Below are 24269 nucleotides of genomic sequence, written 5' to 3' on the forward strand. Positions count from 1 at the left end.
TTATGGGCGGCAGTTCACCGAGGGCTCTTATCTTCCTCGCTGATGAGGAGGGGAACAGTGTCACGGTCAATGTCCTGAGACGTAACCCCGGATGGGCGGCCGGGCTCGACGCCGAGATCGTTGTCGGGACGCCCTTCGTGTCCGGCCGTGTCCACCTGGCTCTGTACGTTGCGAAGCTGGAGCGCTGGGCCGAGGCGCTGGAACGGCTGGAGGCCGGTGAGGACGTGACGTGGATGCAGATGGACAGAGGCCCGTCCCTCGCCATCCAGCTCACCGGCGAGCGCGACTGCCCGGAGGTGGTCGTGGAGGACGAGTCCGGATCCATGGTCACCGTGCGGGTCCCGCTCGTCCCGCCGGACGACTGGATCGCCGATCACCGTCGGCGCCTGCGCGAGGTGATGGACCACTGGGGTCTGGTGCCGGCGGAACAGTGAGCACGTATCGCTCCGGCGTCGTCGTCGTCCGGGACGAACCTCTCGGGGAGGGGGGATGTTCCGGAACGCGGTCTGCTGCTACGTGCCGCTACATGCCGCTGCGTCCCGTTACATGCCGCTGAGGGCGATCATCAGGGCCGCGCGCGGGGTGAGGTCGCGCCGTACGAGGGGATGGGTCACCGCGCCGGTGACGACGGCTGTGAGCGCGGTGATGGCGTAGAACGTGGGCAAGGTGGCTATTCCGTTCCCTGAGGCCGGTTGGCGGAGGCCGGTTTCGCGGAGGCCGGTTGGCGGGTGGTAGGCGTGTACGGGGCCTGTCTGCACCACGGCGCAATTGATGGCGGTGAGGCAAGGCGGGGCGCCGCCATCACTCCGATGGGTGAACTCCGCTTGCGGTGGCGGGGGATTCGGGCTAGGTGGCTGAACGGTTCTGCTCAGGTGAATACCCGCAGGTCAGGTGCGGTTTTGTGGGGTGTTCGGGCCGATTAGAACACGGGCCTGCGGCGGTGAAATCGGCATTTGCGTTCATCACAGTGCGTGGCGTTACTGTCGCGGCAAGTCTTCGGGGTCGTGACCGGCCCGGAGCGATGAGACGGCAGGAACACACGAATAGCCCCCGCGGTGATTGGCACTCACCCGGGGGCTCGACACCAGGAGTTGAGAGCTCCCGATGCGCATTTACCGTACAACGCCGACGCGTTCCTTCTCCACGTTCGCCAACGCGCTGCTGCGCGATCGCAGCATTTCGTGGTGCGCGGCAGGCGTACTGATGTACTTACTCAGCCTTCCGCCCGGCGCCCGCGCGTCGATCAGGTCGCTCGCCGATCAGCGGAAGGAAGGGCGTACGCGGATCTCCGAAGCTCTGCGTGAGCTGGAGGAATCCCGTTATCTGCGCCGCTCGGTGGTGAAGGACCGGGAATCGGGGCAACTCTCCACGGTGTACGAGGTGTTCGACCACCCTTACCCGATCGGGGGAATCGGGGCGGTCGGGGGTGACGCTGCCGATGGCGGTGAGAATGGCCGAAATCCGGCCCCCGGTGACGCGGAATCCGGGGCTTCGGGACCGCTCCCTTCGGGAGAAATGACTGGGGTGCAAGAACCCCCCTCCCTGTCCCCGGCTGCGGCTGCGGCTGCGGCTGCGGCTGCGGCTCCGGCTGCGGGGTCGGGGGCGGGGTCGGAGCCGGGGCCCGAGGGGCGCGTACGGCCGGAACGGCGGGAGTCGCCGGTACGGCGGGAGTCGCCGGTACGGCGGGGGTCGCCGGTACGGCGGGAGTCGCCGGTACGGCGGGAGCGGGCGGAGCGGCGGGAGCGGGGGCCGCGTGCGGGGCGCTCGCCCCGGCCGGACGCACCCTCCGCCAAGGTGTCCGTCCCGGAGAAGCTGCGGTCGGCCACCGAGTTGCTGCTCTCCCTGGGGCGCCGGGAGCCCCGGCTCGTCCTCGGGGCCGTCGAGGCCGTACGGCTGGCGCCGCTGGTGGAGGAGTGGCGGGGGTGCGGTGCGAGTGACGCGCAGGTGACGCAGGCGCTGACGGCGGGGCTTCCGACGCCCGTGCTCTCGCCGCCGGGCCTGATCGCGGACCGCCTCCGCCGCAAGATGCCGGCCCCGCCGCCGCCACCCGTCCCCGGGGCGCGGCCCCCCGTCCGGGACGCCCGGGAGTGCCCGGAGTGCCGCGCGCCCCTGCCCCCGTCGGGCACCTGCCGGGCCTGCGCCCCGCCGCCCCGGAACGCGGCGGCCCGAGGCTTCGCGGACGCCGCGAAGCGAGGCGGCGCCCTGGCCCGCGCGGCCCTGGCCCCGCCACCCCGGGCCGCGGCCCTCGCCTGAGGGGCCCCGCCCCGGTTAAAGCTCCCGGCTCCGAAGGGGGCCGGGCCGTCCAGAGGAATTCACCGAAGAAAGGCATGACGTGACCATCCAGTTGGAACGCCCACCCGCCCTGGTATACCGCAGGTATACTGCGGTAATGGCTGACACCACCGTGAAGGTAGACCCCGCTGTCCGTGACCGCCTGATGATTCTCGCCCGCGAGCGTGGCATGACCATGCGCGACCTGCTCGCGGAGCTGGCCGAGGCCACGCCCACGAAGGAAGAACTGCGGAGGCGGTACGAGGAGACCAAGGCGTACTGCGAGACGCACTTCGGCGTGACACTCACGGACGAGGACCACGACAGGGCCGAGAAGGTCTGGCGGGAGCTGGAGGCCGGGCGCCTCGTGGACAGCCTGTGAGCAGTTCCGTCGCTGTCGTCTACGACGAGACGGCGCTCATCGAGCTCGGTTCGGGCAATCAGCTCGCCTCGCAGTTCATCGCCAATACCCATCGCGGCCCGACCCGCCACGTCTACGTGCCGGCGCTCTGCCTCGTAGCCGCCGACGGGAGGCGCAAGGGGCTCGCCGAGCATGTCGGGGCGTTGCCCGCAGCGAACATCGTCGCGCTGGACTTTCCGGCCGTGGCGACGGTGGGGGCGCTGATCCGTGAGGGCGTCGATTGGAGGGTCGGCCACGCCGTCCACTTGTCGCGCCCGACGGTGGAGTGGCCCGACGGCTGCCCGGTGGTGACCGCCTTGCCGGACCTGTACGCGGACATGCCGCTCGTACGGACGATCCGGCTCCCTGAGAGGCGTTGACGCTGGCGAGCGGGGCGGACGGCCCGGTTCGCCGGACCGTCCGCCCGATTCGCTCCGCCGCGCACCGGCCACTCAGGAGGTGCGGGCCCCCGGGAGCCTCAGGAGTCGGTCAGCGACCGTGCGACTGCATTACCTGCCTCCGTATTGGCGATCCAGGCGCGACTGCCCAGCTTGGGTTCCCAGGAAAGGCGCTCAAGGTCATCGAGTACCAGCCGGACAACTTCGCTTGTCTCGCCCCTCCATGGAGCGAATCCATCCGCGGCAAGTTCACCGATCTGGATCAGGTCGTTTTCGAGCAAGAAGTGCAGCAGCTCGGTGAAGAACTCCTTCCAGGAGTGCCCTTTCACCTCTTCTCGTGCCGCCCAGATGAGCTGATCGATGGGGACCCAGTCGTCCAGCCCTTCGATCAGTACGTCAGCGAAAATACGTCTGTCGATCATGGCAAGTGAACCTTCAATGGCTTTCCGCCGCTACCGGGCTGAATGTCTACTGTCGCTCCACCGGAGGCGGATGCCGTTCTCCACTGGATCACGGTTCCATCTTCGAGTCGATAGACCTCGGGGATTTTCGGACCCCTTGCTGGGAGTTGCTCTGCGCCGGCAGTCCAGCGCTCGAAGGCATCGCGCATCGTCTGCTCATCAGGCATCTCCCGAACGTGCCCCTGCTTTCCCTTCGGCAGCTTGTCGAACTCGGACTGCCATACGCCACATAGCCCGTCGTTGTTGTGGACCAGGACCGGAGTGGTTCCCGCCAGCACATAGTAGGTGTGGATGCCGGCGATCGTGAGGTCGTGGGTGGTGCGGCGGTGGGTGTAGTGGGTGGTGAGGGTTACCTCGGCGGTGGTGCCTGCGGGGGTGCGGAGGTGGGTGCCGGGGGTGATGTCGGCCGCGTCCAGCCAGGCGGCCTGGTCCGTCGACCAGAAGGGGTGGGTGTCCGTCGCCGTGATCACGGCGGGGCCCGAGGTGGTGGCGAGGGTCAGGCGGGTGAAGTGTTTGTCGTCGTACGTGGTGATCGTGCGCTCTACCGGGCGGGGCGCCGTCAGGCCCGTTTCCGGGGTTGTCGCGATCACTTTGTCGCCGGCCGCCACCTTTTCTATGGGGATACGGCGGCCGTCGGCCAGCAGGACCGGGGTGCCGGGCAGGAAGCTGTGGGACGGCGGGCAGGAGACCGGCTTCTTCTTGCGGCGGGGGAGTTTTTCCTTCAGGTCCGCGAGTTTGTTCTTCAGGCGGTCGGCCTTCTTCTTGGCCTTCCACATGCCCTTGGCGCCGGAGTAGAGGTCCTTGCCGTGCGCGACTACGTCCTTGCCGAGCTTGGCGGCCTTCTTCCACTTCGACGGGGACAGCCCGTACTTCTTGACGATCTTCGCGGGGATGCCGCCCACGAACTGCATCGCCACATTGAGGGCCGTCTCGCCGCAGGCGTTCAGGTCGCCTTCCCGGAGGCACTTCAGGGCGTCGGTGATGCCGAGTTCGTCAGCGGCGATCTGCCCGAGCGCGGCTGCGGCGTCCGTCAGGACCTTCTTGGCCTTGTCGTACTCCTTGTTCGCGTCGTCCAGCTCGCGCTGGGCCTCCTCGTAGTCCAGCTCCGCCTGGGTCTTGGGGGCGTCGGCCGCGAGTTCGATGTCGGGGGAGGGCGGGCCGCCGGTGCCGGCGCCCGTGCCGGCGCCCGTGCTGGCGCCGGTGCTCGCCCCCGTGCTGGCGCCGGTACTTGTCCCTGTGCTTGCTCCCGTGCTCGCTCCGGTGGTGCCGCCGGTGGTGGGGGTGTCGTCCCCGGTGTCCGAGGCGTCCGAGGTGCCCGTGCCGCAGTCGGCGCCGCCTCCTATCGCGCAGACCTGGGCGGTGATTCTCCGCGTTACGTCCGAGCCGATGCCCGTGGCCAGCAGTCCGCCGATGATCGCGACGACCACCAGCACCAGGCCCAGATACTCCAGGCCCGACTGTCCCCTGTCGCCCTGGGTGGCTCGCGGGTATGTTTCGCTGTTCGCGTTTCTGCTTGTGCGTGGCAACAGCAGCACTGTGCCCCCCTCTTCCCCGTGTTCCCCGTTGAGTGACAACGCCTCGGACGCGCTGTCAGGCGAGCCTGGCCACCTGCGCCGCCGTCACCTCGGGGGCGATCTCCGCGCTCGCCGGGTCGAACGGGTTCATCGCGTAGAAGAGGGCCACCGTGTCCCCGGTCCGTACGAGCGCGTACTTCAGCGGGATCTTCTCGCCGTCGAGCGAGCCGGTCAGTTCGAACGCCAGCGATTCGTCCAGCCCCGCCGGGCCCTCCTCCGCTGTGACCCCCGCGTAGTCGTCCGTCCCGTCAGGCGAGGTCGTCGTGAAGCCGGCGCCGCAGGCGGACACCGCCTTGCCGAGACCGGCCAGGGCCTGGGCGGCCTTGCCGGGCGCGTAGGCGGAGAGGCCGACCAGTACGCCGGACGCCGTCATGTCCTCCGGCTCCGACGCGGCGACCAACTGCCGGTAGACGGTGTCCTCGGGGGAGCCCGCGGCGGCCGTTCCCACCAGGTCGGCAATGGGCTGGCAGGCCGCCTTCGACGCCTTGACGGCACCGGACGCCCGTACCTCGCTCGCCGCCGCCTCCGTCACTTCGAAGCCCTTGACCTCGGTGACGATCAGATCCTTCAGGTCTGCCCCCGGGGCTGCCTTGCCGGGGGCCGGTGACGCGTTCTGGGCGGGGGGCTCCGTGGAGGGAGTGGTGGTGGCGGTCGCGGCGGCGGGGGCTTTGCTGTCGGAATCCTTTTCGGCTCCGCAGGCCGCCGTCGTACTCAGGGCCAGTACGGCCGAAATGGCCATTATTGCTTGTCTTGTTCGGGTGGATGTGGGGGACATGGGTGAGGGCCCTTCTTGTGTCGGTGGCCGTATGTTTGCTGCTGCAACGTGTACGTGTTGGCAGTATAGGCAGTGTGGTGACCGGCGCGTGGGCCCAGGGGCCCAATCCCGGGCCCAGGGGGGGCTTCGTTGGGGGGCGGGCGTTGCGGAGGGGTTTCGTTGAGGGGAGGCGATGTCCGCGGCGGAGCTGGACCAGACCAGCTCGGCGGCCCGGTCCCGGGCGCCGCTGTCCTCGGTGAAGAAGCGCACCCGGAGCGCCGTCTCGCCGCAGACCACATGCGCTGCCGTGAGCACCAGGTCCCCGGCCAGGGTCGGCTGTAGCGTCAGGGAGATGCGCTGGGTCGAGGTGGCGCTCACCGCGGCGTCCGCCCCCGACTCCACGACCCAGAACCGTACTTTCGCCCCCGCCTGCGCGGATCGCTCCAGCGCGACCGACAGCTCCAACGAGCCGCTATCTGTTCTCCGGCACCCTGCCGGGCCGGTCAGTTCGCCTTTGTGTAGGTCAGGAACTCGCCCGTTGTCGTTACGCGTTGGAGGGTGCCGCCGGGGAGGAGGGTCAACTCGGTGGCGGAGCCCGGGGTGCAGGCGGTCGAGGGCTCGCCGGTGGTGACCGTCGAGGGTCCGATCTTCAGGGGGCCGTCGGCGGTGGGGGCGGTGGCCAGGGGGGCCTCGAAGACGCAGTGGTACTCGCCGTTCGCGCCGTCCGCCGTCAGCGTCAGTACGGTGTCACCCGGGTCGCCCTGACGGATGACCAGAGTCCTCGGGCTGAGGCCCGTCGCGGTGTTGACGCCGCTCTTCCAGGTGCCCAGGTACTTCGCCGGGATCTTGTCGGCCTTGCCCTCCGCACCGTCGGTGCCGTCCGGTTCCGGGGATGTCGAAGGGCCGGGGGAGGAGTCCGTGCCCGGGACGGCCGAGTCGCTGGAGGACGCGGACGGCTTGGCGTCGTCCGCCCTGTTCTTCTCCTGCGCCGTGTCGCCGCCCATCACCGCGTACACGGTGACGCCCGCTGCGATCGCCACGGCCACCGCCACGGCGATCAGCGCCGCCGTTCCCCGGCCGCCGCGGCCTGTCGGCTGCGCCGGCTGCTGCGCGGACGCGGAGGTGGGCGCGCCGTAGGAGGGGTGGGACGGGTAGGAGGGGTGCGAAGGGTAGGAGGGGGCGGGGGTGTGCGGGGGAGCGGGGGTGTACGGGGTAGTGGAGCCGTAGGGGTGGGGCGTGGGCGCGGGGTGCGGGTAGCCGTAGCCCGGCTGGGGGTACGGGGCCGGGGCTGGGGTCGGGGCTGGGGTTGGGGCTGGGTTCGGGTAGGCGTACGGGGTGCTGGCGCCGGAGGGTGGGGTGGCCGGTCCCGGCCGCTGTGCCGCCGGCGGGGGCGGGGTGCCTTCCGGGGAGCCCGCCGGGGTGCCCTCCGGGGCGACTGATGCGGAGGCGGCTGACGCGGCTTCGGGGCTCGCGCCCGTCTCGGGGGCCGCGCCCGTCCCCGTGCCGGGTACCTGTCCCGCGCCCGTCCCCGTCCCCGCGCCGGATACCGGCTCCGGCTCCGGGCCCGGCCCCGGGTCCGTCTCGCGGCGTACCACGCCCGTCGGGTCCTCATGGTCCAGGAGGCGTACCGCGTGCTGCCCCAACTGGGCCAGCAGCGCGCTCGGGAGCCACGGCTCGCCCCCCGCGCCCCAGGCCGCGCCCGCCCCCGCCCCCGTACCGGAACCGGAACCGGAGTCCGCGCCCGTACCGGAGCCGAGGGCCGCACCCGCGCCCGCACCCGCGCCCGCGCCTGCCCCGGGGCCTGCCCCGTCTCCCGTTCCGCCCACCCTGGCCAGGATGTCCCGGGTCGTCGGGCGGTCCGCCGGGTCCTTGCGGAGGCAGTCGCGTACCAGGTCGGTGAGGCCCTTCGGCAGGGCCGACAGGTCCGGTTCCTCCTGCGCGATACGGAACATCAGCGCATGGACCCCGGAGCCCGCGCCCCCGAACGGCAGTTCCCCCGTCGCCGCGTACGCCAGCACCGACCCCAGGCAGAAGATGTCGCACGCCGCCGTCACCCGGTCCCCGCGTACCTGCTCCGGCGCCATGAAGCCCGGCGAGCCCACCAGCGCGCCCGTCCGGGTCAGCCCGTCGTTCGCGACCGTCTCCAGGGCGCGCGCTATCCCGAAGTCGATGACGCGCGGGCCCTCGATCGTCACCAGCACGTTGGACGGCTTGAGGTCGCGGTGGATCAGGCCCGCCGCGTGGATGTCCTGGAGCGCGTGGGCGAGCCCGCCCGCGAGAAGCCGTACGGAACGCTCCGGCAGCGGACCGTACCGCCCCGCCACCACGGCGTGCAGCGACGGGCCCGCCACATACCCCGTGGCCAGCCACGGAACCTCCGCCTCCGTATCGGCGTCGAGCACCGGCGCCGTCCAGGTGCCGCCCACCCGCCGGGCCGCCGCCACCTCCTGGCGGAACCGGGCCCGGAACTGCTCCTGCTCGGCCAGCTCCCGCCGTACCAGCTTGACCGCGACCGTACGGCCCCGGTCGGAGCGCGCCAGATAGACCTGGCCCATCCCGCCCGCGCCCAGCCGGGCCAGCAGCCGGTACGCACCGATGTGCGCGGGGTCTCCCGCTACCAGTTTCTCCATGGCCGCGCGGCCCTCCCCACACCCGTACTCATGCCCATGACTGTGCCCCTGCCCGGCCCCATGTCCGTGCCCATGTCCGTGCCCTCAGGGCTCTTGCCGCCGCCGCGACGCGTCTCGCGACCCGTGCCGCCGCCCGATACTCTCGCATCGGCCTGTCGTCCCGCCGCCGGGTGCCCCGGATATCCCCGGGGGAGCGGGCTGCCGACGGCCACCGCCTCGGCCCACGGGCCTCTCGGCCGACAGGCTCTCCCCCCTCTTCCTTACGCTGGCCCCATGACCCTCACCTCACCCGCCGCCCCCGACCCCCTGACCGGCCCCGCCGTCCCCGACCCCGAGACCGGCGCCGCCGTCAAGGCCGCCGACCGGGCGCACGTCTTCCACTCCTGGTCCGCCCAGGAGGTCATCGACCCGCTCGCCGTCGCCGGCGCCGAAGGCCCGTACTTCTGGGACTACGACGGCAACCGCTACCTCGACTTCGCCAGCAGCCTCGTCTTCACCAACATCGGCTACCAGCACCCCACCGTCGTCGCCGCCATCCAGGCCCAGGCCGGCCGCCTCGCCACCTTCGCGCCCGCCTTCGCCGTCGACGTACGGTCGGAGGCCGCGCGTCTGATCGCCGAGCGGACCCCCGGCGACCTCGACAAGATCTTCTTCACCAACGGCGGCGCCGAAGCCGTCGAGAACGCCATCCGGATGGCCCGCCTCCACACCGGCCGCCCCAAGGTGCTCTCCACCTACCGCTCGTACCACGGCGCCACCTCCACCGCGATCAACCTCACCGGCGACCCGCGCCGCTGGGGCTCCGACACCGGTACGGCCGGTGTCGTCCACTTCCACGGCCCCTTCCTCTACCGGTCCGCCTTCTACGCCGCCGACGAGGCCGAGGAGTGCGCCCGCGCCCTCGCGCACCTGGAGCAGACCGTCGCCCTCGAAGGCCCCGCGACGATCGCCGCGGTCATCCTGGAGACCGTCCCCGGCTCCTCCGGTGTCATGCCGCCCCCGGCCGGCTATCTCGCGGGCGTCCGCGAGATCTGCGACCGGCACGGCATCGTCTTCGTCCTGGACGAGGTGATGGCCGGATTCGGGCGTACGGGGAAGTGGTTCGCCGCCGAGCACTACGACGTCGTCCCCGACCTGATGACCTTCGCCAAGGGCGTGAACTCGGGGTATGTGCCGCTCGGCGGCGTCGCCATCTCCCCGGCGATCGCCGCGACCTTCGCCACCCGCCCGTACCCCGGCGGACTCACCTACTCCGGTCACCCGCTGGCCTGCGCCGCCGCCGTCGCCACCATCCAGGTCATGGCGGAGGAGCGGATCGTGGAGCACGCGGCGCACCTCGGCGAGACCGTCCTCGGCCCCGGGCTGCGCGAACTCGCCGCCCGCCACCCCTCGGTGGGCGAGGTGCGCGGCCTGGGCGCCTTCTGGGCGCTCGACCTCGTACGGGACGGGGCGACGCGCGAGCCGCTGGTGCCGTACGCCGCCGCCGGGGCCGCGAACGCCCCGATGGCCGCGTTCGCCGCCGCGTGCAAGAAGGGCGGGCTCTGGCCGTTCGTGAACATGAACCGTACGCATATCGCCCCCGCCTGCAACATCTCCGAGGCGGAGGCGAAGGAGGGGCTCGCGGCGCTGGACGCGGCGCTGACGGTGGCGGACGAGTACGTCGTGTAGTCCGGACGGGAGTCGCTTGGCCCGGACGGGAGTCGCTTGGTCCGGGCGGGGATCGCTTCCGTCCCTCCCGCCTCAAAAGCCTTACGGTCCCTCAGCGGCTTAAGGTGTGGGAGCCGGACGAGGGACGGGACGAGGGACGGAGGGACGGAGAACCATGCCCGCCAGCGGAGCTGTCACCCGCAACACCCTGCGGCAGCAGATCGCGGACGCGCTCCGTGACGAGGTGCTCGCGGGGCGTCTGCTCCCGGGGCAGGAGTTCACGGTCAAGCAGATCGCCGAACAGTACGGGGTCTCGGCGACCCCGGTCCGCGAGGCGCTGGTCGACCTCTCCGCGCAGGACCTGCTCGACTCGGACCAGCACCGGGGGTTCCGCGTCCACCAGTTCTCCGTGGCGGACTTCCGGGGCATGGTCGAGGCGCGGGCCCTGATCGTGGACGCGGTCTTCCGCACGATGGACGACGACGGGACGGCCACCCGTGGCACGGCCGGCGGCGGGGCACCCACCAGCGGGACGGCCGACAGCGGGGCACCCACCAGCGAGGCGGGGGGCCGGCCCCTCGCGGTCGTCGCGCAGGGGGCCGCGCTCGTCTCCGTACGGCGCCGGGCGGAGGCGGCGGCGCGCGCGGCGCGGGCCGGGGATCTGACCATCCTCATCGGCTACGACCTGCGGTTCTGGCGCGAGTTGTGCGCGCTGGTCGCCAACCGGTACGTCGCGGAGTTCCTCGACCGGCTGCGGGTGCAGGAGTGGGTGTTCTCCGTACCGTTTCTGCGCGCCGAGGCGGCGGAGGCCGAGGCCGCGCGGGAGCGCGAGGCACGGTCGCCGGAGTGGCTCTGGAACGGGTACGAGTCCCTGACCGACGCCCTGACCCTGGGCGATGTGGCGGCGGTGCGTACCGTCGTCGCCGACTACGACGCACACTCGCTCAGGTGGGCGGACCGGCTGGAGCGCCTGCGGAAATGACCACGGAAGACCATCCCACCCCCGGTACCGCGCGCGCCGCCGTCGACCTCACCGTCGTCGTCCCCGCGTACAACGAGGAGCACCGCCTCCGCCCCACCCTCGACGCCATCCGCGACCACCTGCGCGCCGCCGGCGCCCGCTGGCAGAGCTGGGAGCTGATCGTCGTGGACGACGGCTCCGGCGACCGTACCGCCGAGGTGGCCGCCGAGGCCGCCGCCGAGGAGCCGCGCATACGGGTCCTCACCGGCGGCGGCAACCACGGCAAGGGGCACGCCCTGCGCCAGGGCGTGCTCGCCTCGGCCGGGCGGCGCGTGCTCCTCACGGACGCCGACCTCGCCACCCCGATCGACGAACTCGACCGGCTCGACAAGCAGCTCACCGCCGACGGCGGCGACGGCGCGGCCATCGGCTCGCGCGCCCACCCCGACGCGCGCATAGAGGTACGGCAGCGGGCGGTCCGCGAGTGGCTGGGGCGGCTCGGCAACCGGCTGATACAGCGCGTCGCGGTCGACGGCATCAGCGACACCCAGTGCGGCTTCAAGCTCTTCGAGGGCGACGCGGCCCGCGCCGCCTTCGCCGCCGCGCGGCTGGACGGCTGGGGCACGGACGTCGAGATACTCCGGTTCTTCCGGCGCTCCGGGTGGCCGGTGACGGAGGTCCCGGTGCGCTGGTCGCACCAGCCGGGGTCGAAGGTACGGCCGCTGGACTACGGGCGGGTGCTGCTGGAGCTGATACGGCTCCGGGCGGCCGGGCGGGGGGAGGCCGCCGGCCCGGCGGGTCCCGGCGGGGAACGTACGCGTACGCCAGGGGTACGGATACGGAGCTGGGCGCGGCGGCGCCGTACCGACCTGGTGGTCGTCTCCCTCTTCCTCCTCGCCTCCGTCTTCCTCTACAAGGGGCTGTGGGCCGACCTCGACCACGCCTATCTCGCCGACGCGGGCTCCGACCAGAACCAGTGGGAGTGGTTCTTCGCGGTCACCGCCGACAACATCACCCACCTGCGCAACCCGCTCTTCACCACCGCCCAGAACTTCCCCGACGGCGTGAACCTGATGGCGAACACCGTCATGCTCGGGCTCTCCGTCCCTCTCATCCCGGTGACGCTCGGACTCGGCGCGACCTACTCGTGGGCGCTGGTGCTCACGCTCGGGCTCGCCGCCACCGCGACCGCCTGGTACTGGCTCTTCGTACGGCGCCTGCTGCCGCGCGAGGCCCCCGCGAACCGCCAGGCTCCCGTGAACCGCTGGGCCGCGGCGGTCGGCGCGGGGCTCGCGGCGTTCGCGCCGCCGATGATGTCGCACGCCAACGCGCACCCGAACTTCCTCGTCCTCTTCATGATCCCGGTGATCATCGACCGGGCGCTCAAGCTCTGCGACCCGCCCCCGGAGGACGGCCGAGGGGTCGTACGGGACGGGGTGCTGCTGGGGCTCTTCACGACGTACCAGATCTTCCTGGGCGAGGAACCGCTGCTCCTCGCCGTCATGGGCACGCTCCTCTTCGCGCTGGCGTACGCCGCCGTACGCCGCGATGTCGCGCGCGCCGTGACCGGGCGGCTGCTGCGCGGGCTCGGGGTGGCGCTCGCGGTCTGTCTGCCGCTGGTGGCGGCCCCGCTGTACTGGCAGTTCTTCGGCCCGCAGAGCTACCACAGCGTGCTGCACGGCGACAACGCGGGCAACAGCCCGCTGGCCTTCCTGGAGTTCTCCGGGCGCGCCCTCCTCGGCGACGAGCGGACCGCCGACGGGCTCGCGCTCAACCGTACGGAACAGAACGCCTTCTACGGCTGGCCGCTGCTCTCCCTCGCCCTGGGGATCGTGGTGTGGCTGTGGCGGCGCGCGGTGGTCAGGGCGCTGGCGTTCACGGCGGTGGCGGCGGCGCTGCTGTCGCTGGGGCCGAAGGTGCGTATCCCCTTCACGGACGTGGTGCTCCCGGGCCCGTGGCGGGCCCTGGCCCACCAGCCGCTCTTCGAGTCGGTCATCGAGTCCCGGGTCGCGATGATCTGCGCACCGGCGCTGGGCGCGCTGCTGGCCCTGGCGGTGGCGGAGCTGGCCGCGCCGGCGAGACGGTCCCGGGGCCGGGGCGACGTCCCGGGCGGGGTCGACCTCTCCGGCGGGGCCGACGCCTTCAGCCGGGCCCTCGCTGACCACCGGGCCGTCACCGCCCTCGGTCTGGCCGCCGTGGCCGCCGCGCTCCTCCCGATCCTGCCGACCCCGCTGCCGGTACGGGACCGGCCCGACGTACCGGAGTTCCTCACCCGGCAGATGTACCGCCCGTACGTCGACGAGGGGGAGTCCGTCGTCCCCGTACCGCTCCCTGACCCGGGCAGCGCCGACGCGCTGCGCTGGCAGTCGGTGGCCGGGTTCGGGTTCTCGCTCCCCGGGGGCTACTTCAACGGGCCCTGGGGCGAGGACCGCCGGGGCATCTACGGGGCGCCGCCCCGCTATACCTCCGCCATGCTGCGTGATGTCCGCTACAGCGGGCAGGTCCCGAAGATCGACGACCGGTGGCGCGCCCAGGCCCGCTTCGACCTGGAGTTCTGGAAGGCGGGCGTGGTGGTGCTGGCGCCCCAGCCCAATGACGCGGCGCTCTACGAGACGCTGGAGAAGCTGTTCCAGCGGCCGGGGAAGCGGATCGGCGGCGTCTGGATCTGGGACGTACCGCCGAAGGGGTGACGGCCCCCGGTTCCTGGGTAGCGATCGATACCGGATGATGGGGAGGCGATGATGATGCGGGGCTGCCGGTACTCCGGAGGCCGCCGGAGCCCTGCGCCCGCCGGGGCCCCGTGCTCGACGGGGGCCCTGCGCCGGACGAGGGTTCCGCACCCGACGGGGGCCCTGCGCCCGGCGGGTGCGCCGCATTACGCTGTCCCGACCATCGCGCGCACCCGTACGAACCCGTTGGAGAGCGAGCCTCCCTTGGCCTGTGACCTGTGGTTGGTCCCCCTCGTCGATGTGCTGTGCCACAGCCCCGACAACCCCTTCGCCGAAGAGATCGCCGTGTACGACAAGGCGCTCGGCGAGGCCGGGCTGCCGTCCGTTCCCGTCTTCGCCTACATGCCGGGCCTCGCGGGCGATGTCGCCCCGGTGGCCGGCTTCGACTACGACGCGCTGCACTTCCTGCGGCGCGTGTACCTGCTCCAGCTCTGCGGCCTCGCGGTGACGCCGGTCGGTGAACTGGGCGGTGACTACGAGCAGTTGCTGGAGATGTTCGAGTCGACGGCTCAGCAGTCGCATCTGGTCTGGCACTACGACCACGCGGGCGCCTATGTCCCCGTGGACTTCGACGCCCCGCTCTCGAACGAGGAACTCCTCGCGGGCGGCGGCCCGTTGGGCTCCAGCCAGGGGCTGCTGCGGGAGCTGGAGATCGTCGCCCCGGCGATCGGTATCGACCCGGCCAACCCCCCGTCCGCCCCGACCCCGCCGGACCGCCCGACCTCCCTGGAGGAACCGGCGGCCTCGATTCCGTACGACGACAGCCCGTTCGCCCGGGAACGCCATGTATGGCGCGGGCTGCACGCGGCGGCGACCCGGAGCCTGGGCCAGGGCTCCATGATCGTCTTCAGCTGACCGGACCGCACCGCCTGCTCTCTCCCTTCAGGGGCCGACGCGACCGCGCGGCCCCTGAAGCGTGTGCGGCCTCTGAAACCTCTTCCGCGCCTCTCCCGGGCATGTGTCGAGTTCTCGCCACCTGGCCGACAGATGTCGCGTCGCCGGGTGGATCTGGGCATCCTCGCCCGTATGGAGAACAAGGACATCAAGAACAAGGGGAACGAGGCCGCCCAGGTCGGGGTGAAGCGGGTGTACGAGGAGTGGGCGCCGGAGGACGGTACGCGCGTCCTGGTGGACCGGCTCTGGCCGCGCGGGCTGAAGAAGGAGGACGTACGGCTCGACGAGTGGGCCAAGTCGGTCACCCCCTCCGCCGAGCTGCGCGAGTGGTACCACGAGCGGATGGACGAACGGTACGAGGAGTTCCGCGCCCGGTACGAGGCGGAGCTGACCGCGCCCGAGCCGGCCCGGGCCCTGGACCGTCTGCGCGAGCTGGCCCGCTCGGGGCGGCCCCTGACGCTCCTCACGGCGGCGAAGAGGCTGGGCCGCACCCACGCCGACCTGCTGGCGGGCCTGGTGGCGGCCCCGTGACCCCGGCCGTGCGGCCAACGCCCCCGGCCGTGCGGCCCGTGACCGCGGCCGTCACGCGTGGCCGGGGCCGGGGTCGCTCACCGGGTCTCCGGGGGGCGCTGCCGGGGCATGTTGGGCCGGGCGCCCGGGGGTAAGGGGAAGCGGCCCAGGTGGGGGGCGGGGCTCTCGCTGCGGGGGGCGCCCATCGGGGTCGACTGCATCACCAGCGGCGCGGGGCCGGAGCGGAATTCGACCATCCAGTCCGCCGTCTCGGCCCGTACCAGCTCCGTCACGTCCTCCGTGAAGCGCCGGAGCACCCCGAGGCACCGCTCCGCCGCCTCGCTCGCCGTGCCCTCCGTCGGGCCCAGCATCTCCCGTACGCACTCCGACGCCCAGTCGAACTGGAGGGTCTGGAGCCGGCGCTGCACCGCCTGCGCCGTGGCCACCGCCCGCATCCACCCCGACGTCAGCCCGAAGTACCGGTCGCACCCCAGGCAGGCCGCCCCCAGCAGCAGCGAGAGATACCCCCACCCGGCCGCCCCGGCCAGCGCCCCGGTCAGGTCGACCAGCGGGAGCGCGGCGCCCGCCGTGACGCCGAGGGCGGTGGCGGCCCGCAGGACGCGGGCGACGCGGCGCTTCCGTACCCGGTCGCAGAGGTACCAGTCGACGGTGCGCAGCGCGGCCGTCTCGACCCAGCGGTACAACTCGTCCAGCCGCTCGGCGGGCTCGCCCCAGTCGCCGAGCGGGAAGGGCCCGCCGACCAGATCGCCGTACGGGGGCCCGCCGTGCCCGCCGGGGGCCCCCGGACCGCCGGGACCGCTGTCGCCGTCACCGAGGGCGTCCTCCGCGCCGGACGGGGCGCCTTCCTCCCGGGCGGGGCCTCCGGGCTGCATCTCCGGCTGGCTCACCGAGCACTCCTCTCCGGCTCTTCTGGTCTGGTCGCTGGTCTGCTGGGGCGCGGGTGGGCGCGTGTGGCACTTATGACACCGAGTGACAGTGAGTGGCGCGTTGATGACGGGGTGATGATGTGTTCGCCATTCCTACCGCCAAATGGAGGGCCGCGGAGCCGGACTCCGGGCGTTTTCCCCCAGGCCGGGGGTGTGATCAGGTAGAGGAGCCGGACGACACTCACTCGAAAGAGTTCGCCCCGGGTTCCCCCCGGGTTCGTTCCGGCGGGGTGGGGCGCGGTGCGCGCGGACCACGTAGGCTCGGCGTGCAGGTACATCGTCGTCGAATGCCAGGAGTGACCCGTGATTCCCGGTGGTGGTCAGCCGAATATGCAGGACCTGCTCCAGCAGGCCCAGAAGATGCAGCAGGACCTCGCCCGCGCGCAGGAGGAGCTGGCGGCGACCCTGGTCGACGGGCAGGCGGGCGGCGGCCTGGTGAAGGCCACCGTCAACGGCTCCGGCGAGCTGCGCGGCCTGGTCATCGACCCGAAGGCGGTGGACCCGGAGGACACCGAGACGCTGGCGGACCTCGTCGTGGCGGCGGTGCACGCGGCCAACGACAACGCGCAGCAGCTCCAGCAGCAGAAGCTGGGCCCGCTCGCGCAGGGCCTGGGCGGCAGCATGCCGGGCCTGCCCTTCTAGGACGTATCTCAGACGTACCCGGTACGAAGGCCCGCCGGCACCAACTACCGTACGTACTCAAGCCCCATGGCCGCGGCAGGAAAGGCAGTCCGTTGTACGAAGGCGTGGTTCAGGACCTCATCGACGAACTGGGCAGGCTGCCCGGCGTCGGTCCCAAGAGCGCGCAGCGGATCGCCTTCCATGTCCTCCAGGCCGAGCCCACCGATGTCCGCCGCCTCGCGCACGCGCTGCTGGAGGTCAAGGACCGGGTGCGGTTCTGCGCGGTGTGCGGCAATGTCGCACAGGAGGAGCGGTGCGGGATCTGCCGGGATGTCCGCAGAGACGTTTCGGTGATCTGTGTGGTGGAGGAGCCGAAGGACGTCGTCGCCATCGAGCGGACCCGTGAGTTCCGCGGGAAGTACCACGTGCTCGGCGGCGCGATCAGCCCCATCGAGGGGGTCGGCCCCGACGACCTGCGGATCCGCGAGCTGCTGGCCCGCCTCGCCGACGGTACGGTCACCGAGCTGATCCTGGCGACCGACCCCAACCTGGAGGGCGAGGCCACGGCCACGTACCTCGCCCGCATGATCAAGCCGATGGGCCTCACGGTCACCCGTCTGGCCAGCGGTCTGCCTGTCGGCGGCGACCTGGAATATGCCGACGAGGTCACGCTCGGGCGTGCCTTCGAGGGGAGACGACTTCTCGATGTCTGACGCAACGCTGCACGCCGTCGACCAGGATCCGGACGACTTCGCGGTCCAGATCGCCGACCAGATCGAGAGCTTCATCGTCGCCGTCACGGAAGTGGCGAAGGGCGACGAGCCGGACAGCGCCGTACCCTTCCTCCTCCTGGAGTTCTCGCAGCTCATGCTGGCCGGCGGCCGGCTGGGCGCGCACGAGGACATCCTCCCCGAGGAACGGTACGAGCCGGACCTGGGCCCGGAGCCGGACGTGGACGACCTGCGCGAGCGCTTCGCGGTGATCCTGGAGCCGATCGACGTCTACTCGGAGGTCTTCGACCCGTACGAGCCGCGCAAGGCGCCGGTGCCGTCCCGTATCTCGGACGACATCGCCGGGGTCGTCACCGACCTCCGCCACGGCCTGGCCCACTACCGCGCGGGCCGGACCACCGAGGCGCTGTGGTGGTGGCAGTTCTCGTACTTCTCCAACTGGGGCTCCACCGCCTCCGCCACCCTCCGCGCCCTCCACTCCCTGGTCGCCCACGTCCGCCTGGACCAGCCCCTCCCGGCCCTCGACGGCCTCGACACCGACCAGGCCCTGACGGAATCCCAGGACGACGCCCTCGCCGAGGAGGCGGGCCGCGTCATGGCCGAGGAGATCGCGGGCCCGCTGGGGCTCCGTACGGCGCGCTGACACCGGAGACGCGTACGGACGCCGCACAGCGCGGTGCCGGGGCGCGGTGCCGGGGGCGCGTGACGTGGGACACGTTGTCGCGTGGGCGGGGGCAGCGCGGGCATGCTTCCTCACCGAGTGGCCCTGGGGGTTTCGATGGTGTCTCCCCGCGTCGGGCCGGTGATCAGGGAGCGAGCGGGACGTCTCGCGATGTGATATAGCCGGTTCGTCCCGTGGCCGCTCGTTAGACTGAGCCGACAGCAACGGTGCGCCGCGACGTGCGGTGCCGTAGCGATGGACTGAGCGAGGAGCGCACGTGGGCCTTGTCGTGCAGAAGTACGGAGGCTCCTCCGTAGCCGATGCCGAGGGCATCAAGCGGGTCGCCAAGAGGATCGTCGACGCCAAGAAGAACGGCCACCAGGTGGTCGTCGTGGTGTCGGCGATGGGCGACACGACGGACGAGCTGATCGATCTCGCCGGGCAGGTTTCCCCGATCCCTGCCGGGCGTGAGTTCGACATGCTGCTGACCGCCGGAGAGCGGATCTCCATGGCCCTGCTGGCGATGGCGATCAAAAACCTGGGTCACGAGGCCCAGTCGTTCACCGGCAGCCAGGCCGGTGTGATCACCGACTCGGTACACAACAAAGCGCGCATCATCGATGTCACGCCGGGGCGCATCCGGACCGCCGTCGACGAGGGCAACATCGCCATCGTCGCCGGGTTCCAGGGGGTGTCCCAGGACAAGAAGGACATCACGACCCTGGGGCGCGGCGGCTCGGACACCACGGCCGTCGCGCTCGCCGCGGCGCTCGACGCCGAGGTCTGCGAGATCTACACCGACGTGGACGGCGTCTTCACCGCCGACCCCCGGGTCGTCTCGAAGGCCCGGAAGATCGACTGGATCTCCTTCGGGGACATGCTGGAGCTGGCCAGTTCCGGCTCCAAGGTGCTGCTGCACCGCTGCGTCGAATACGCGCGCCGATACAACATCCCGATCCATGTCCGCTCCTCCTTCTCGGGGCTTGAGGGCACATGGGTCAGCAACGAACCGCAAGGGGACCGCAAGGTGGAGCAGGCCATCATCTCCGGTGTCGCCCATGACACCTCCGAGGCGAAGATCACGGTCGTCGGCGTCCCCGACAAGCCGGGCGAGGCCGCGACGATCTTCCGTACCATCGCGGACAACGAGATCAACCTCGACATGGTGGTGCAGAACGTCTCCGCCGCGTCGACCGGGCTGACCGACATCTCGTTCACGCTGCCGAAGACCGAGGGCCGCAAGGCCATGGACGCGCTGGAGCGGGCGAAGGACACGATCGGCTTCGACTCGCTGCGCTACGACGACCAGATCGGCAAGGTCTCGCTCGTCGGCGCCGGCATGAAGACCAACCCGGGCGTCACGGCCGGGTTCTTCGAGGCCCTCTCCAACGTGGGCGTCAACATCGAGCTGATCTCGACATCCGAGATCCGTATCTCGGTGGTCATGCGGGAGGAGTCGGTCGTGGACGCCGTACGCGCCGTGCACACCGCGTTCGGCCTCGACAGCGACTCCGACGAGGCCGTGGTGTACGGGGGCACCGGGCGGTGACGGCGCGCCGGACGGTGGTTTCCGTCCGGGCTCGTACGGTACGGGGCCGAGCCGCTCGGGTCCGTACCGTACGGACCGCCGCCGACCCGGCCCGTACCGTACGGACCGCCGCCGGGGCGGCACTCTGTGCCGTGTCCCGGGCCGGGGTGCGGGGTGTGCTGCCGTGAACGGGCGGCGGCCGACGCTCGCTGTGGTGGGGGCGACCGGGGCCGTCGGGGCCGTCATGCTCCAGATCCTGTCGCAGCACGCCGACGTCTGGGGCGACATCAGGCTGTTCGCCTCGGACCGTACCCAGGGCCGCAAGCTCTCCGTACGGGGTGAGCCGACCGAGGTCGGGGCGGTCACGGAGGACGCCTTCGACGGGGTCGACGTCGCCGTGTTCCTCGTACCGGACGACGTGTCCGCCCGCTGGGCGCCCATCGCCACGGCACGGGGTGCCGTTGTGGTCGACGCCTCCGCCGCCTTCCGGCTCGACCCTGATGTCCCGCTGGTCGTCCCCGAGGTGAACCCCCACGGCGTCCGGGGCGTCCGGGCCCGGCCGCGCCCCCTGCTCGCCGCGCCCGGCTGCGCCACCCTCACGATGATCGTCGCGGTGGGCGCCCTGCACGCCGCCTTCGGCCTGCGCGAACTGGTCGTCTCCGCGTACCAGGCCGCCAGCGCCACGGGCCGGGGCGGCATCGAGACCCTGCGCGACCAGCTCTCCCTGGTCGCGGATACGGAGCTGGGCACGCACCCGGGCGATGTACGGCGGGCGGTCGGCGACGCCACCGGGCCCTTCCCGGCGCCGCTCGCCCTCAATGTCGTCCCGTGGAGCGGCGCGCCGGCCGCCGGGGCGGACGGGGCGGACGGCTGGTCGGCGGAGGAGGCCGCGCTCCGCGACGAGACCCGCAAGATCCTCGGCCTGCCCGCGCTGCCGGTCGCCGCCACCTGTGTCCGCGTACCGGTGATCACGGGGCACTCCCTCTCCGTCCACGCGCGCTTCGAGCAGGAGATCACCGTCGAGCGGGCGCACGAGATCCTGGCGACCTCGCCGGGCGTGGTGCTCTTCGACGACCCGGCTGCGGGCGACTTCCCGACCCCCGCCGATGTGGTGGGGACCGACCCGACGTGGGTGGGGCGCGTACGGCGCTCCCTGGACGACCCCCGGGCGCTGGAACTCTTCGTCTGCGGCGACAACCTGCGCAAGGGCGCCGCGCTGAACGTCGCGCAGATCGCCGAGGCGGTCGCCGCCGACCTGACCGCGCGGACCTGACCGGGCGGACCTGACCGCACGGGCCCGACCGCACGGACCCGGCCAGGGCGGCCCGACCGCGCGGTGATCGGCGTAAATCAGTGGTTCACGAGCGCTCAAACCTTTGTAGGATTTGTGAAGCCCCGCAGGTAGGCTGACCGGCAACACCCCCTTGAACTGGGGTGTTGTCATGTCCGACGATGTTCGTCCCACCTTTCCGCGATCTTGTGCGCGAACGGCGCGCCAGGACCGCAACCGCCGAATGGCTGGGAAGCGTCTCTGTGGTCACCCCTGTGTGGCGCCATGGAATTGGGGCATAGGGGGGGATCAAGTGCGCATGGGGGCATTCAGTGCGGGCTCGAATCGGCTGGCGTGTGCGTACAACCCTGACGGGGGGAAGCGTGTCCAACAGGCGTGGCAGCAGAGGTTCTCGACATCACAGCGGTGGTACCGGTGCGCGGCGCGGCAGTGCGTCCACTCCGGCGGCCCCGTATGTCTGACGGCATGCCGGTGATCGCCCCGATGCCGGCCGCGCGGCCGACCCGTATGCCCGCCCAGAGACCGGGTGCCGAGGGCGCGGACACCGCCGAAGCCGCCGATGTGGCGGGCGCCGGCGGGGGCGACGGGGCGCAGGGGGCGATGGCGGCGGGGACCACCGTCGACCACCTCACCGAGACCTACCGCGCCCACTACCGCTCGCTGCTCGGCCTCGCGGCCCTGCTGCTCGACGACACCGCCTCCTGCGAGGACGTCGTCCAGGAGGCGTTCATCCGGGTGCACTCGGCGCGCCGCCGGGTGCGCGAGCCCGAGAAGACCCTCGCCTACCTGCGGCAGACCGTGGTGAACCTGTCCCGGTCCGCGCTGCGCCGCCGTATTCTCGGGCTGAAGCTGCTCTCGAAGCCGATGCCCGACATGGCGAGCGCCGAGGAGGGGGCGTACGACCTGCTGGAGCGGGACGCCCTGATCAAGGCGATGCGCGGGCTCCAGCGCAGACAGCGTGAGGTCCTCTCGCTGCGCTACTTCGCGGACATGACCGAGGCGCAGGTCGCCGAGGTGCTGGGGATTTCGCTGGGCTCGGTGAAGGCGTACGGCTCGCGCGGGATCGCGGCGCTGCGGGTCGCCATGGAGGCTTCGGCATGACCACGCGTGAACGGGGGCGGGAGAAGGACGGTCGGGAACCCCCGGACGTGCCGCTGGACGACCTGACTGGGAAAGCGACTGTGAACAACGGGCCAGAGCCGGAGAACGAGCCGAGCGGCCGCGAGGACGGAGAATCCGCGGAGCCGCCCGCCGCTCCCGTCGTCGACCTGTCCACCGACCTCTCCGAGGCCCTGGACGGGGACGAGTTGGCGCTGCGCCGGCTCCTGCACGGTGCCGTCGGCGATCTGCGGCCCTCCGACGGGGCGCTGGAGCACCTGCACAAGGCGGTGCCGGTCCGGCGGGCCAGGAAGCGGCAGGCCGTGGTGGGGGTGGCCGCCGCCGCGCTGCTCCTCGGTACGGCCGTACCCGCCTTCATGCATGTCGCGAACACCGGCACGACCACCCACGACCGGGCCGTCTCCGCCGGGCACGACCAGACGCCGCAGGGCGGCGCGGCCTCCGGCAAGGGCGACGGCGGGCCTCATGAGAACGCGGACAGCCCCTCGGACAAGGTCTCGGCCGACGAGGACGAACCAGGGAAGAAGGGCAAGCCCGGCACCGACGCGTCCAACGCGGCCGACGGCGGCAAGGGCGGCAGCAACAAGGACTCCGCGCGCTCCGACGCCGTGACCGCGACCGGCACCTGCACCGCGGCCCGGCTCGGCGCGGCCGGTGCCGAGGTGGGCGGGCCCGACGGCACCGGCACGGTCTACGGCACGTTCCGCGTCACCAACATCTCCTCCTCCTCGTGTACGGTCGGCGGCCGCGGCTCGGTCGGTGTCGGCGCCCTCGGCGCGGCCGACGCCACCAGGGTGGGCCAGGCGGCGCACACCTCCGGCGACGCGGCCTCCGGGCTGCCGGACCCCTCCCAGGAGGTGGCGGCGCTGAGCCTGCCGCCGAACGGTTCGTACGCGGTGAAGTTCGCCTGGGTGCCCGCGGACACCTGCCCCACGGGCAGCGCCTCCCCCGACCCGTCCCCCTCCGGCGACACCTCGGCGGGCGCGGGCGGTACGGCCGGTTCGGAGAACGGCGGCGGGGAGAACGGCGGTTCCGACACCCAGCTCCTCACCGAGGGCACGGCGGACGGCAGCGTCTCCGTCACCTACACGGCGGAGCCGGGCAGCCCGAGCGTCTCGGCCACCATCCCCAACGCCTGCGCCGGCACGGTCTACTGGACCGGCATCCTCGCCGGCTCCTAGCACGGTTCTGCCGGACCTGGTCCTGCTCCGGCCCCGGGGCCGGGCGCGCCCGAGGGACCACGTACGGGCCACGGGGCCAGGGTGTGGCCGGGGTCAAGGCCAGGGTGTGGCCGGGGTCAAGCGGGCAGCCGGGGTCAGGCGGCCGGGGCCACGGGGTCAGGCGGCCGGGGAGAGGCCCAGCGCCTCGTCCTTCGCGGTCTCCACCTCGCGCCGGACCAGCCGGAACCACATGAAGAGCACGAACCCCGCGAAGACGAACCACTCGCCGGTGTAGCCGAGGTTCTGGAACGCCTTCAGGTCGAGCCCGGTGTTCTGCGGCGCTGCGGCGGGCACCGGCAGCAGCCCCTCCGAGGCCTTGCCGACGGTGACCCAGGCGTCGTAGACCTCGTACGGCACCAGGTTGACCAGCGAGGCCGCGCTGATCATCCCGAGCTGGCCCTCGGGCAGTCCGCCGCCCGCCCGTACCCCGGAGGAGCCGATCGCCTCGGAGGCCTGGAGCGCTCCGGTCACCGTCACCTCGCCGGCCGGCGCCGCGGGCACCTTCCCGCCCTGGGCCAGCCACCCCCGTACCACCGGCAGCGCCTTGCCGTCGTCGGTACGGAGCATGGTCAGGACATAGGAGCCGGTGCGGCCGTCCAGCTCCCGGCCCGGGACCACGAACTGGTCCGCGTACCGCCCCTTCGCCAGAACCTCGCGCCCCGAGGTCTCCTGGTCGACCGGGAGCAGCGAGGCCACCGCCACCGCGGGCCGCTTCTCGGGGCCGGGGCCCGCCTCGGCGGCCCGGTGTGTCTCCACCCGGGCCTCGAAGCGGCCGAGCTGCCACATCCCCATGAAGACGCAGAAGGGGATCGCCAGCACGACGAAGACGTTGATCCCCCACCATCGCGGAGTCACCAGAAACCGGTACACCCCTCCACGGTACGGAACGCCGCCCCGCGCCAGGGGACCGGGGCCCCGGTCC

The 24269-nt window shown here is 72.1% G+C and carries 23 protein-coding genes and 1 pseudogene; 16 read left to right on the plus strand and 8 right to left on the minus strand.

Features of this window, described 5'->3' with window-relative positions:
• Positions 1 to 2: 2 nt before the first annotated feature.
• Positions 3 to 434 (plus strand): DUF5959 family protein, encoded by a 432-nt coding sequence (locus AB0O07_RS26165; RefSeq protein ID WP_365637460.1) that lies wholly within the window; start codon positions 3 to 5, stop codon positions 432 to 434.
• Between the two features lie 108 nt (positions 435 to 542).
• On the opposite strand, the gene AB0O07_RS26170 is transcribed toward AB0O07_RS26165, so the two are convergent.
• A complete protein-coding gene (locus tag AB0O07_RS26170) occupies positions 543 to 665 on the minus strand; it encodes a hypothetical protein (protein ID WP_365637461.1) in 123 nt (40 codons plus the stop codon).
• 1129 nt (positions 666 to 1794) lie between these two features.
• Between AB0O07_RS26170 and AB0O07_RS26175 the strand changes: the two genes are divergently transcribed.
• The 3 genes from AB0O07_RS26175 to AB0O07_RS26185 all read left to right on the plus strand — a co-directional run bounded on the left by AB0O07_RS26175 (position 1795) and on the right by AB0O07_RS26185 (position 3051).
• Positions 1795 to 2253: a hypothetical protein gene (locus tag AB0O07_RS26175; protein WP_365637463.1), complete on the plus strand. Its 459-nt coding sequence runs from the start codon at positions 1795 to 1797 to the stop codon at positions 2251 to 2253.
• 136 nt (positions 2254 to 2389) lie between these two features.
• The gene (locus AB0O07_RS26180) at positions 2390 to 2653 is read left to right on the plus strand and encodes a hypothetical protein (protein ID WP_365637466.1); all 264 of its coding nucleotides are present in this window, start codon (positions 2390 to 2392) and stop codon (positions 2651 to 2653) included.
• The gene (locus tag AB0O07_RS26185; protein WP_365637468.1) at positions 2650 to 3051 is read left to right on the plus strand and encodes a hypothetical protein; all 402 of its coding nucleotides are present in this window, start codon (positions 2650 to 2652) and stop codon (positions 3049 to 3051) included. The genes AB0O07_RS26180 and AB0O07_RS26185 overlap by 4 nt, the downstream gene beginning before the upstream one ends.
• 98 nt (positions 3052 to 3149) lie before the next feature.
• On the opposite strand, the gene AB0O07_RS26190 is transcribed toward AB0O07_RS26185, so the two are convergent.
• The 5 genes and pseudogenes from AB0O07_RS26190 to AB0O07_RS26210 form a co-directional block, all read right to left on the minus strand.
• Positions 3150 to 3491 (minus strand): hypothetical protein, encoded by a 342-nt coding sequence (locus AB0O07_RS26190; protein ID WP_365637471.1) that lies wholly within the window; start codon positions 3489 to 3491, stop codon positions 3150 to 3152.
• Complete coding sequence (locus tag AB0O07_RS26195; protein WP_365637473.1) at positions 3488 to 5056, minus strand: polymorphic toxin-type HINT domain-containing protein; 1569 nt, start codon at positions 5054 to 5056, stop codon at positions 3488 to 3490. Before AB0O07_RS26195 ends, AB0O07_RS26190 begins: the two co-directional genes overlap by 4 nt.
• 64 nt (positions 5057 to 5120) lie before the next feature.
• Positions 5121 to 5843 (minus strand): hypothetical protein, encoded by a 723-nt coding sequence (locus AB0O07_RS26200; RefSeq protein ID WP_365637859.1) that lies wholly within the window; start codon positions 5841 to 5843, stop codon positions 5121 to 5123.
• A gap of 360 nt (positions 5844 to 6203) precedes the next feature.
• Positions 6204 to 6323 (minus strand): annotated as a pseudogene (locus AB0O07_RS26205) (trypco2 family protein); the annotation flags it as partial.
• Between the two features lie 38 nt (positions 6324 to 6361).
• On the minus strand, positions 6362 to 8488 hold the full coding sequence (locus AB0O07_RS26210) for a protein kinase (protein ID WP_365637475.1): 2127 nt from the start codon (positions 8486 to 8488) through the stop codon (positions 6362 to 6364).
• 273 nt (positions 8489 to 8761) lie between these two features.
• On the opposite strand from AB0O07_RS26210, the gene AB0O07_RS26215 reads away from it, so the two are divergent.
• The 5 genes from AB0O07_RS26215 (at position 8762) to AB0O07_RS26235 (ending at position 15250) form a co-directional block, all read left to right on the plus strand.
• Positions 8762 to 10156 (plus strand): aspartate aminotransferase family protein, encoded by a 1395-nt coding sequence (locus tag AB0O07_RS26215; RefSeq protein ID WP_365637478.1) that lies wholly within the window; start codon positions 8762 to 8764, stop codon positions 10154 to 10156.
• 154 nt (positions 10157 to 10310) lie between these two features.
• Positions 10311 to 11117 carry a GntR family transcriptional regulator gene (locus AB0O07_RS26220; RefSeq protein WP_365637481.1) on the plus strand — a complete coding sequence of 269 codons (807 nt, stop codon included), beginning with the start codon at positions 10311 to 10313 and terminating at the stop codon, positions 11115 to 11117.
• Complete coding sequence (locus AB0O07_RS26225; protein ID WP_365637484.1) at positions 11114 to 13786, plus strand: dolichyl-phosphate beta-glucosyltransferase; 2673 nt, start codon at positions 11114 to 11116, stop codon at positions 13784 to 13786. The genes AB0O07_RS26220 and AB0O07_RS26225 overlap by 4 nt, the downstream gene beginning before the upstream one ends.
• Before the next feature lie 243 nt (positions 13787 to 14029).
• Positions 14030 to 14680, plus strand: coding sequence for a hypothetical protein (locus tag AB0O07_RS26230; RefSeq protein ID WP_365637487.1), 651 nt, complete (start codon positions 14030 to 14032; stop codon positions 14678 to 14680).
• Between the two features lie 171 nt (positions 14681 to 14851).
• Positions 14852 to 15250, plus strand: a complete 399-nt coding sequence (locus AB0O07_RS26235) for a DUF488 family protein (protein ID WP_365637835.1) — start codon at positions 14852 to 14854, stop codon at positions 15248 to 15250.
• 77 nt (positions 15251 to 15327) lie between these two features.
• On the opposite strand, the gene AB0O07_RS26240 is transcribed toward AB0O07_RS26235, so the two are convergent.
• Complete coding sequence (locus AB0O07_RS26240) at positions 15328 to 16137, minus strand: SLATT domain-containing protein (RefSeq protein WP_365637489.1); 810 nt, start codon at positions 16135 to 16137, stop codon at positions 15328 to 15330.
• A 342-nt stretch (positions 16138 to 16479) separates the two neighbouring features.
• On the opposite strand from AB0O07_RS26240, the gene AB0O07_RS26245 reads away from it, so the two are divergent.
• The 7 genes from AB0O07_RS26245 (at position 16480) to AB0O07_RS26275 (ending at position 23308) form a co-directional block, all read left to right on the plus strand.
• Positions 16480 to 16818, plus strand: coding sequence for a YbaB/EbfC family nucleoid-associated protein (locus AB0O07_RS26245; RefSeq protein ID WP_365637492.1), 339 nt, complete (start codon positions 16480 to 16482; stop codon positions 16816 to 16818).
• Positions 16819 to 16910: 92 nt separating this feature from the next.
• The gene (gene recR, locus AB0O07_RS26250) at positions 16911 to 17510 is read left to right on the plus strand and encodes a recombination mediator RecR (RefSeq protein WP_365637493.1); all 600 of its coding nucleotides are present in this window, start codon (positions 16911 to 16913) and stop codon (positions 17508 to 17510) included.
• Positions 17503 to 18171 (plus strand): DUF5063 domain-containing protein, encoded by a 669-nt coding sequence (locus AB0O07_RS26255; protein WP_365637496.1) that lies wholly within the window; start codon positions 17503 to 17505, stop codon positions 18169 to 18171. The genes recR and AB0O07_RS26255 overlap by 8 nt, the downstream gene beginning before the upstream one ends.
• Positions 18172 to 18466: 295 nt before the next feature.
• Positions 18467 to 19738 carry an aspartate kinase gene (locus AB0O07_RS26260; RefSeq protein WP_365637499.1) on the plus strand — a complete coding sequence of 424 codons (1272 nt, stop codon included), beginning with the start codon at positions 18467 to 18469 and terminating at the stop codon, positions 19736 to 19738.
• Positions 19739 to 19961: 223 nt separating this feature from the next.
• On the plus strand, positions 19962 to 20990 hold the full coding sequence (locus AB0O07_RS26265; protein WP_365637837.1) for an aspartate-semialdehyde dehydrogenase: 1029 nt from the start codon (positions 19962 to 19964) through the stop codon (positions 20988 to 20990).
• A 471-nt stretch (positions 20991 to 21461) separates the two neighbouring features.
• Positions 21462 to 22109 carry a SigE family RNA polymerase sigma factor gene (locus AB0O07_RS26270; protein WP_365637502.1) on the plus strand — a complete coding sequence of 216 codons (648 nt, stop codon included), beginning with the start codon at positions 21462 to 21464 and terminating at the stop codon, positions 22107 to 22109.
• Positions 22106 to 23308, plus strand: coding sequence for a hypothetical protein (locus AB0O07_RS26275; protein ID WP_365637504.1), 1203 nt, complete (start codon positions 22106 to 22108; stop codon positions 23306 to 23308). The genes AB0O07_RS26270 and AB0O07_RS26275 overlap by 4 nt, the downstream gene beginning before the upstream one ends.
• Before the next feature lie 156 nt (positions 23309 to 23464).
• Here AB0O07_RS26275 and AB0O07_RS26280 read toward each other — a convergent pair whose 3' ends face one another.
• Positions 23465 to 24217: an SURF1 family protein gene (locus AB0O07_RS26280; protein WP_365637506.1), complete on the minus strand. Its 753-nt coding sequence runs from the start codon at positions 24215 to 24217 to the stop codon at positions 23465 to 23467.
• Positions 24218 to 24269: the final 52 nt, after the last annotated feature.

This window comes from Streptomyces sp. NPDC093085 (assembly GCF_040683935.1).
Lineage (GTDB): Bacteria > Actinomycetota > Actinomycetes > Streptomycetales > Streptomycetaceae > Streptomyces.

What these genes read in the sequence shown, in the direction of transcription:
- AB0O07_RS26235 (WP_365637835.1), top strand. Translation starts at nt 14,852, where the DNA reads ATGGAGAACAAGGACATCAAGAACAAGGGGAACGAGGCCGCCCAGGTC.
- AB0O07_RS26180 (WP_365637466.1), top strand. Translation starts at nt 2,390, where the DNA reads ATGGCTGACACCACCGTGAAGGTAGACCCCGCTGTCCGTGACCGCCTG.
- AB0O07_RS26225 (WP_365637484.1), top strand. Translation starts at nt 11,114, where the DNA reads ATGACCACGGAAGACCATCCCACCCCCGGTACCGCGCGCGCCGCCGTC.
- AB0O07_RS26275 (WP_365637504.1), top strand. Translation starts at nt 22,106, where the DNA reads ATGACCACGCGTGAACGGGGGCGGGAGAAGGACGGTCGGGAACCCCCG.
- AB0O07_RS26190 (WP_365637471.1), bottom strand. Translation starts at nt 3,491, where the DNA reads ATGATCGACAGACGTATTTTCGCTGACGTACTGATCGAAGGGCTGGAC.
- AB0O07_RS26220 (WP_365637481.1), top strand. Translation starts at nt 10,311, where the DNA reads ATGCCCGCCAGCGGAGCTGTCACCCGCAACACCCTGCGGCAGCAGATC.
- AB0O07_RS26165 (WP_365637460.1), top strand. Translation starts at nt 3, where the DNA reads ATGGGCGGCAGTTCACCGAGGGCTCTTATCTTCCTCGCTGATGAGGAG.
- AB0O07_RS26270 (WP_365637502.1), top strand. Translation starts at nt 21,462, where the DNA reads ATGTCTGACGGCATGCCGGTGATCGCCCCGATGCCGGCCGCGCGGCCG.
- AB0O07_RS26210 (WP_365637475.1), bottom strand. Translation starts at nt 8,488, where the DNA reads ATGGAGAAACTGGTAGCGGGAGACCCCGCGCACATCGGTGCGTACCGG.
- AB0O07_RS26255 (WP_365637496.1), top strand. Translation starts at nt 17,503, where the DNA reads ATGTCTGACGCAACGCTGCACGCCGTCGACCAGGATCCGGACGACTTC.
- AB0O07_RS26215 (WP_365637478.1), top strand. Translation starts at nt 8,762, where the DNA reads ATGACCCTCACCTCACCCGCCGCCCCCGACCCCCTGACCGGCCCCGCC.
- AB0O07_RS26265 (WP_365637837.1), top strand. Translation starts at nt 19,962, where the DNA reads ATGCTCCAGATCCTGTCGCAGCACGCCGACGTCTGGGGCGACATCAGG.
- AB0O07_RS26200 (WP_365637859.1), bottom strand. Translation starts at nt 5,843, where the DNA reads ATGGCCATTTCGGCCGTACTGGCCCTGAGTACGACGGCGGCCTGCGGA.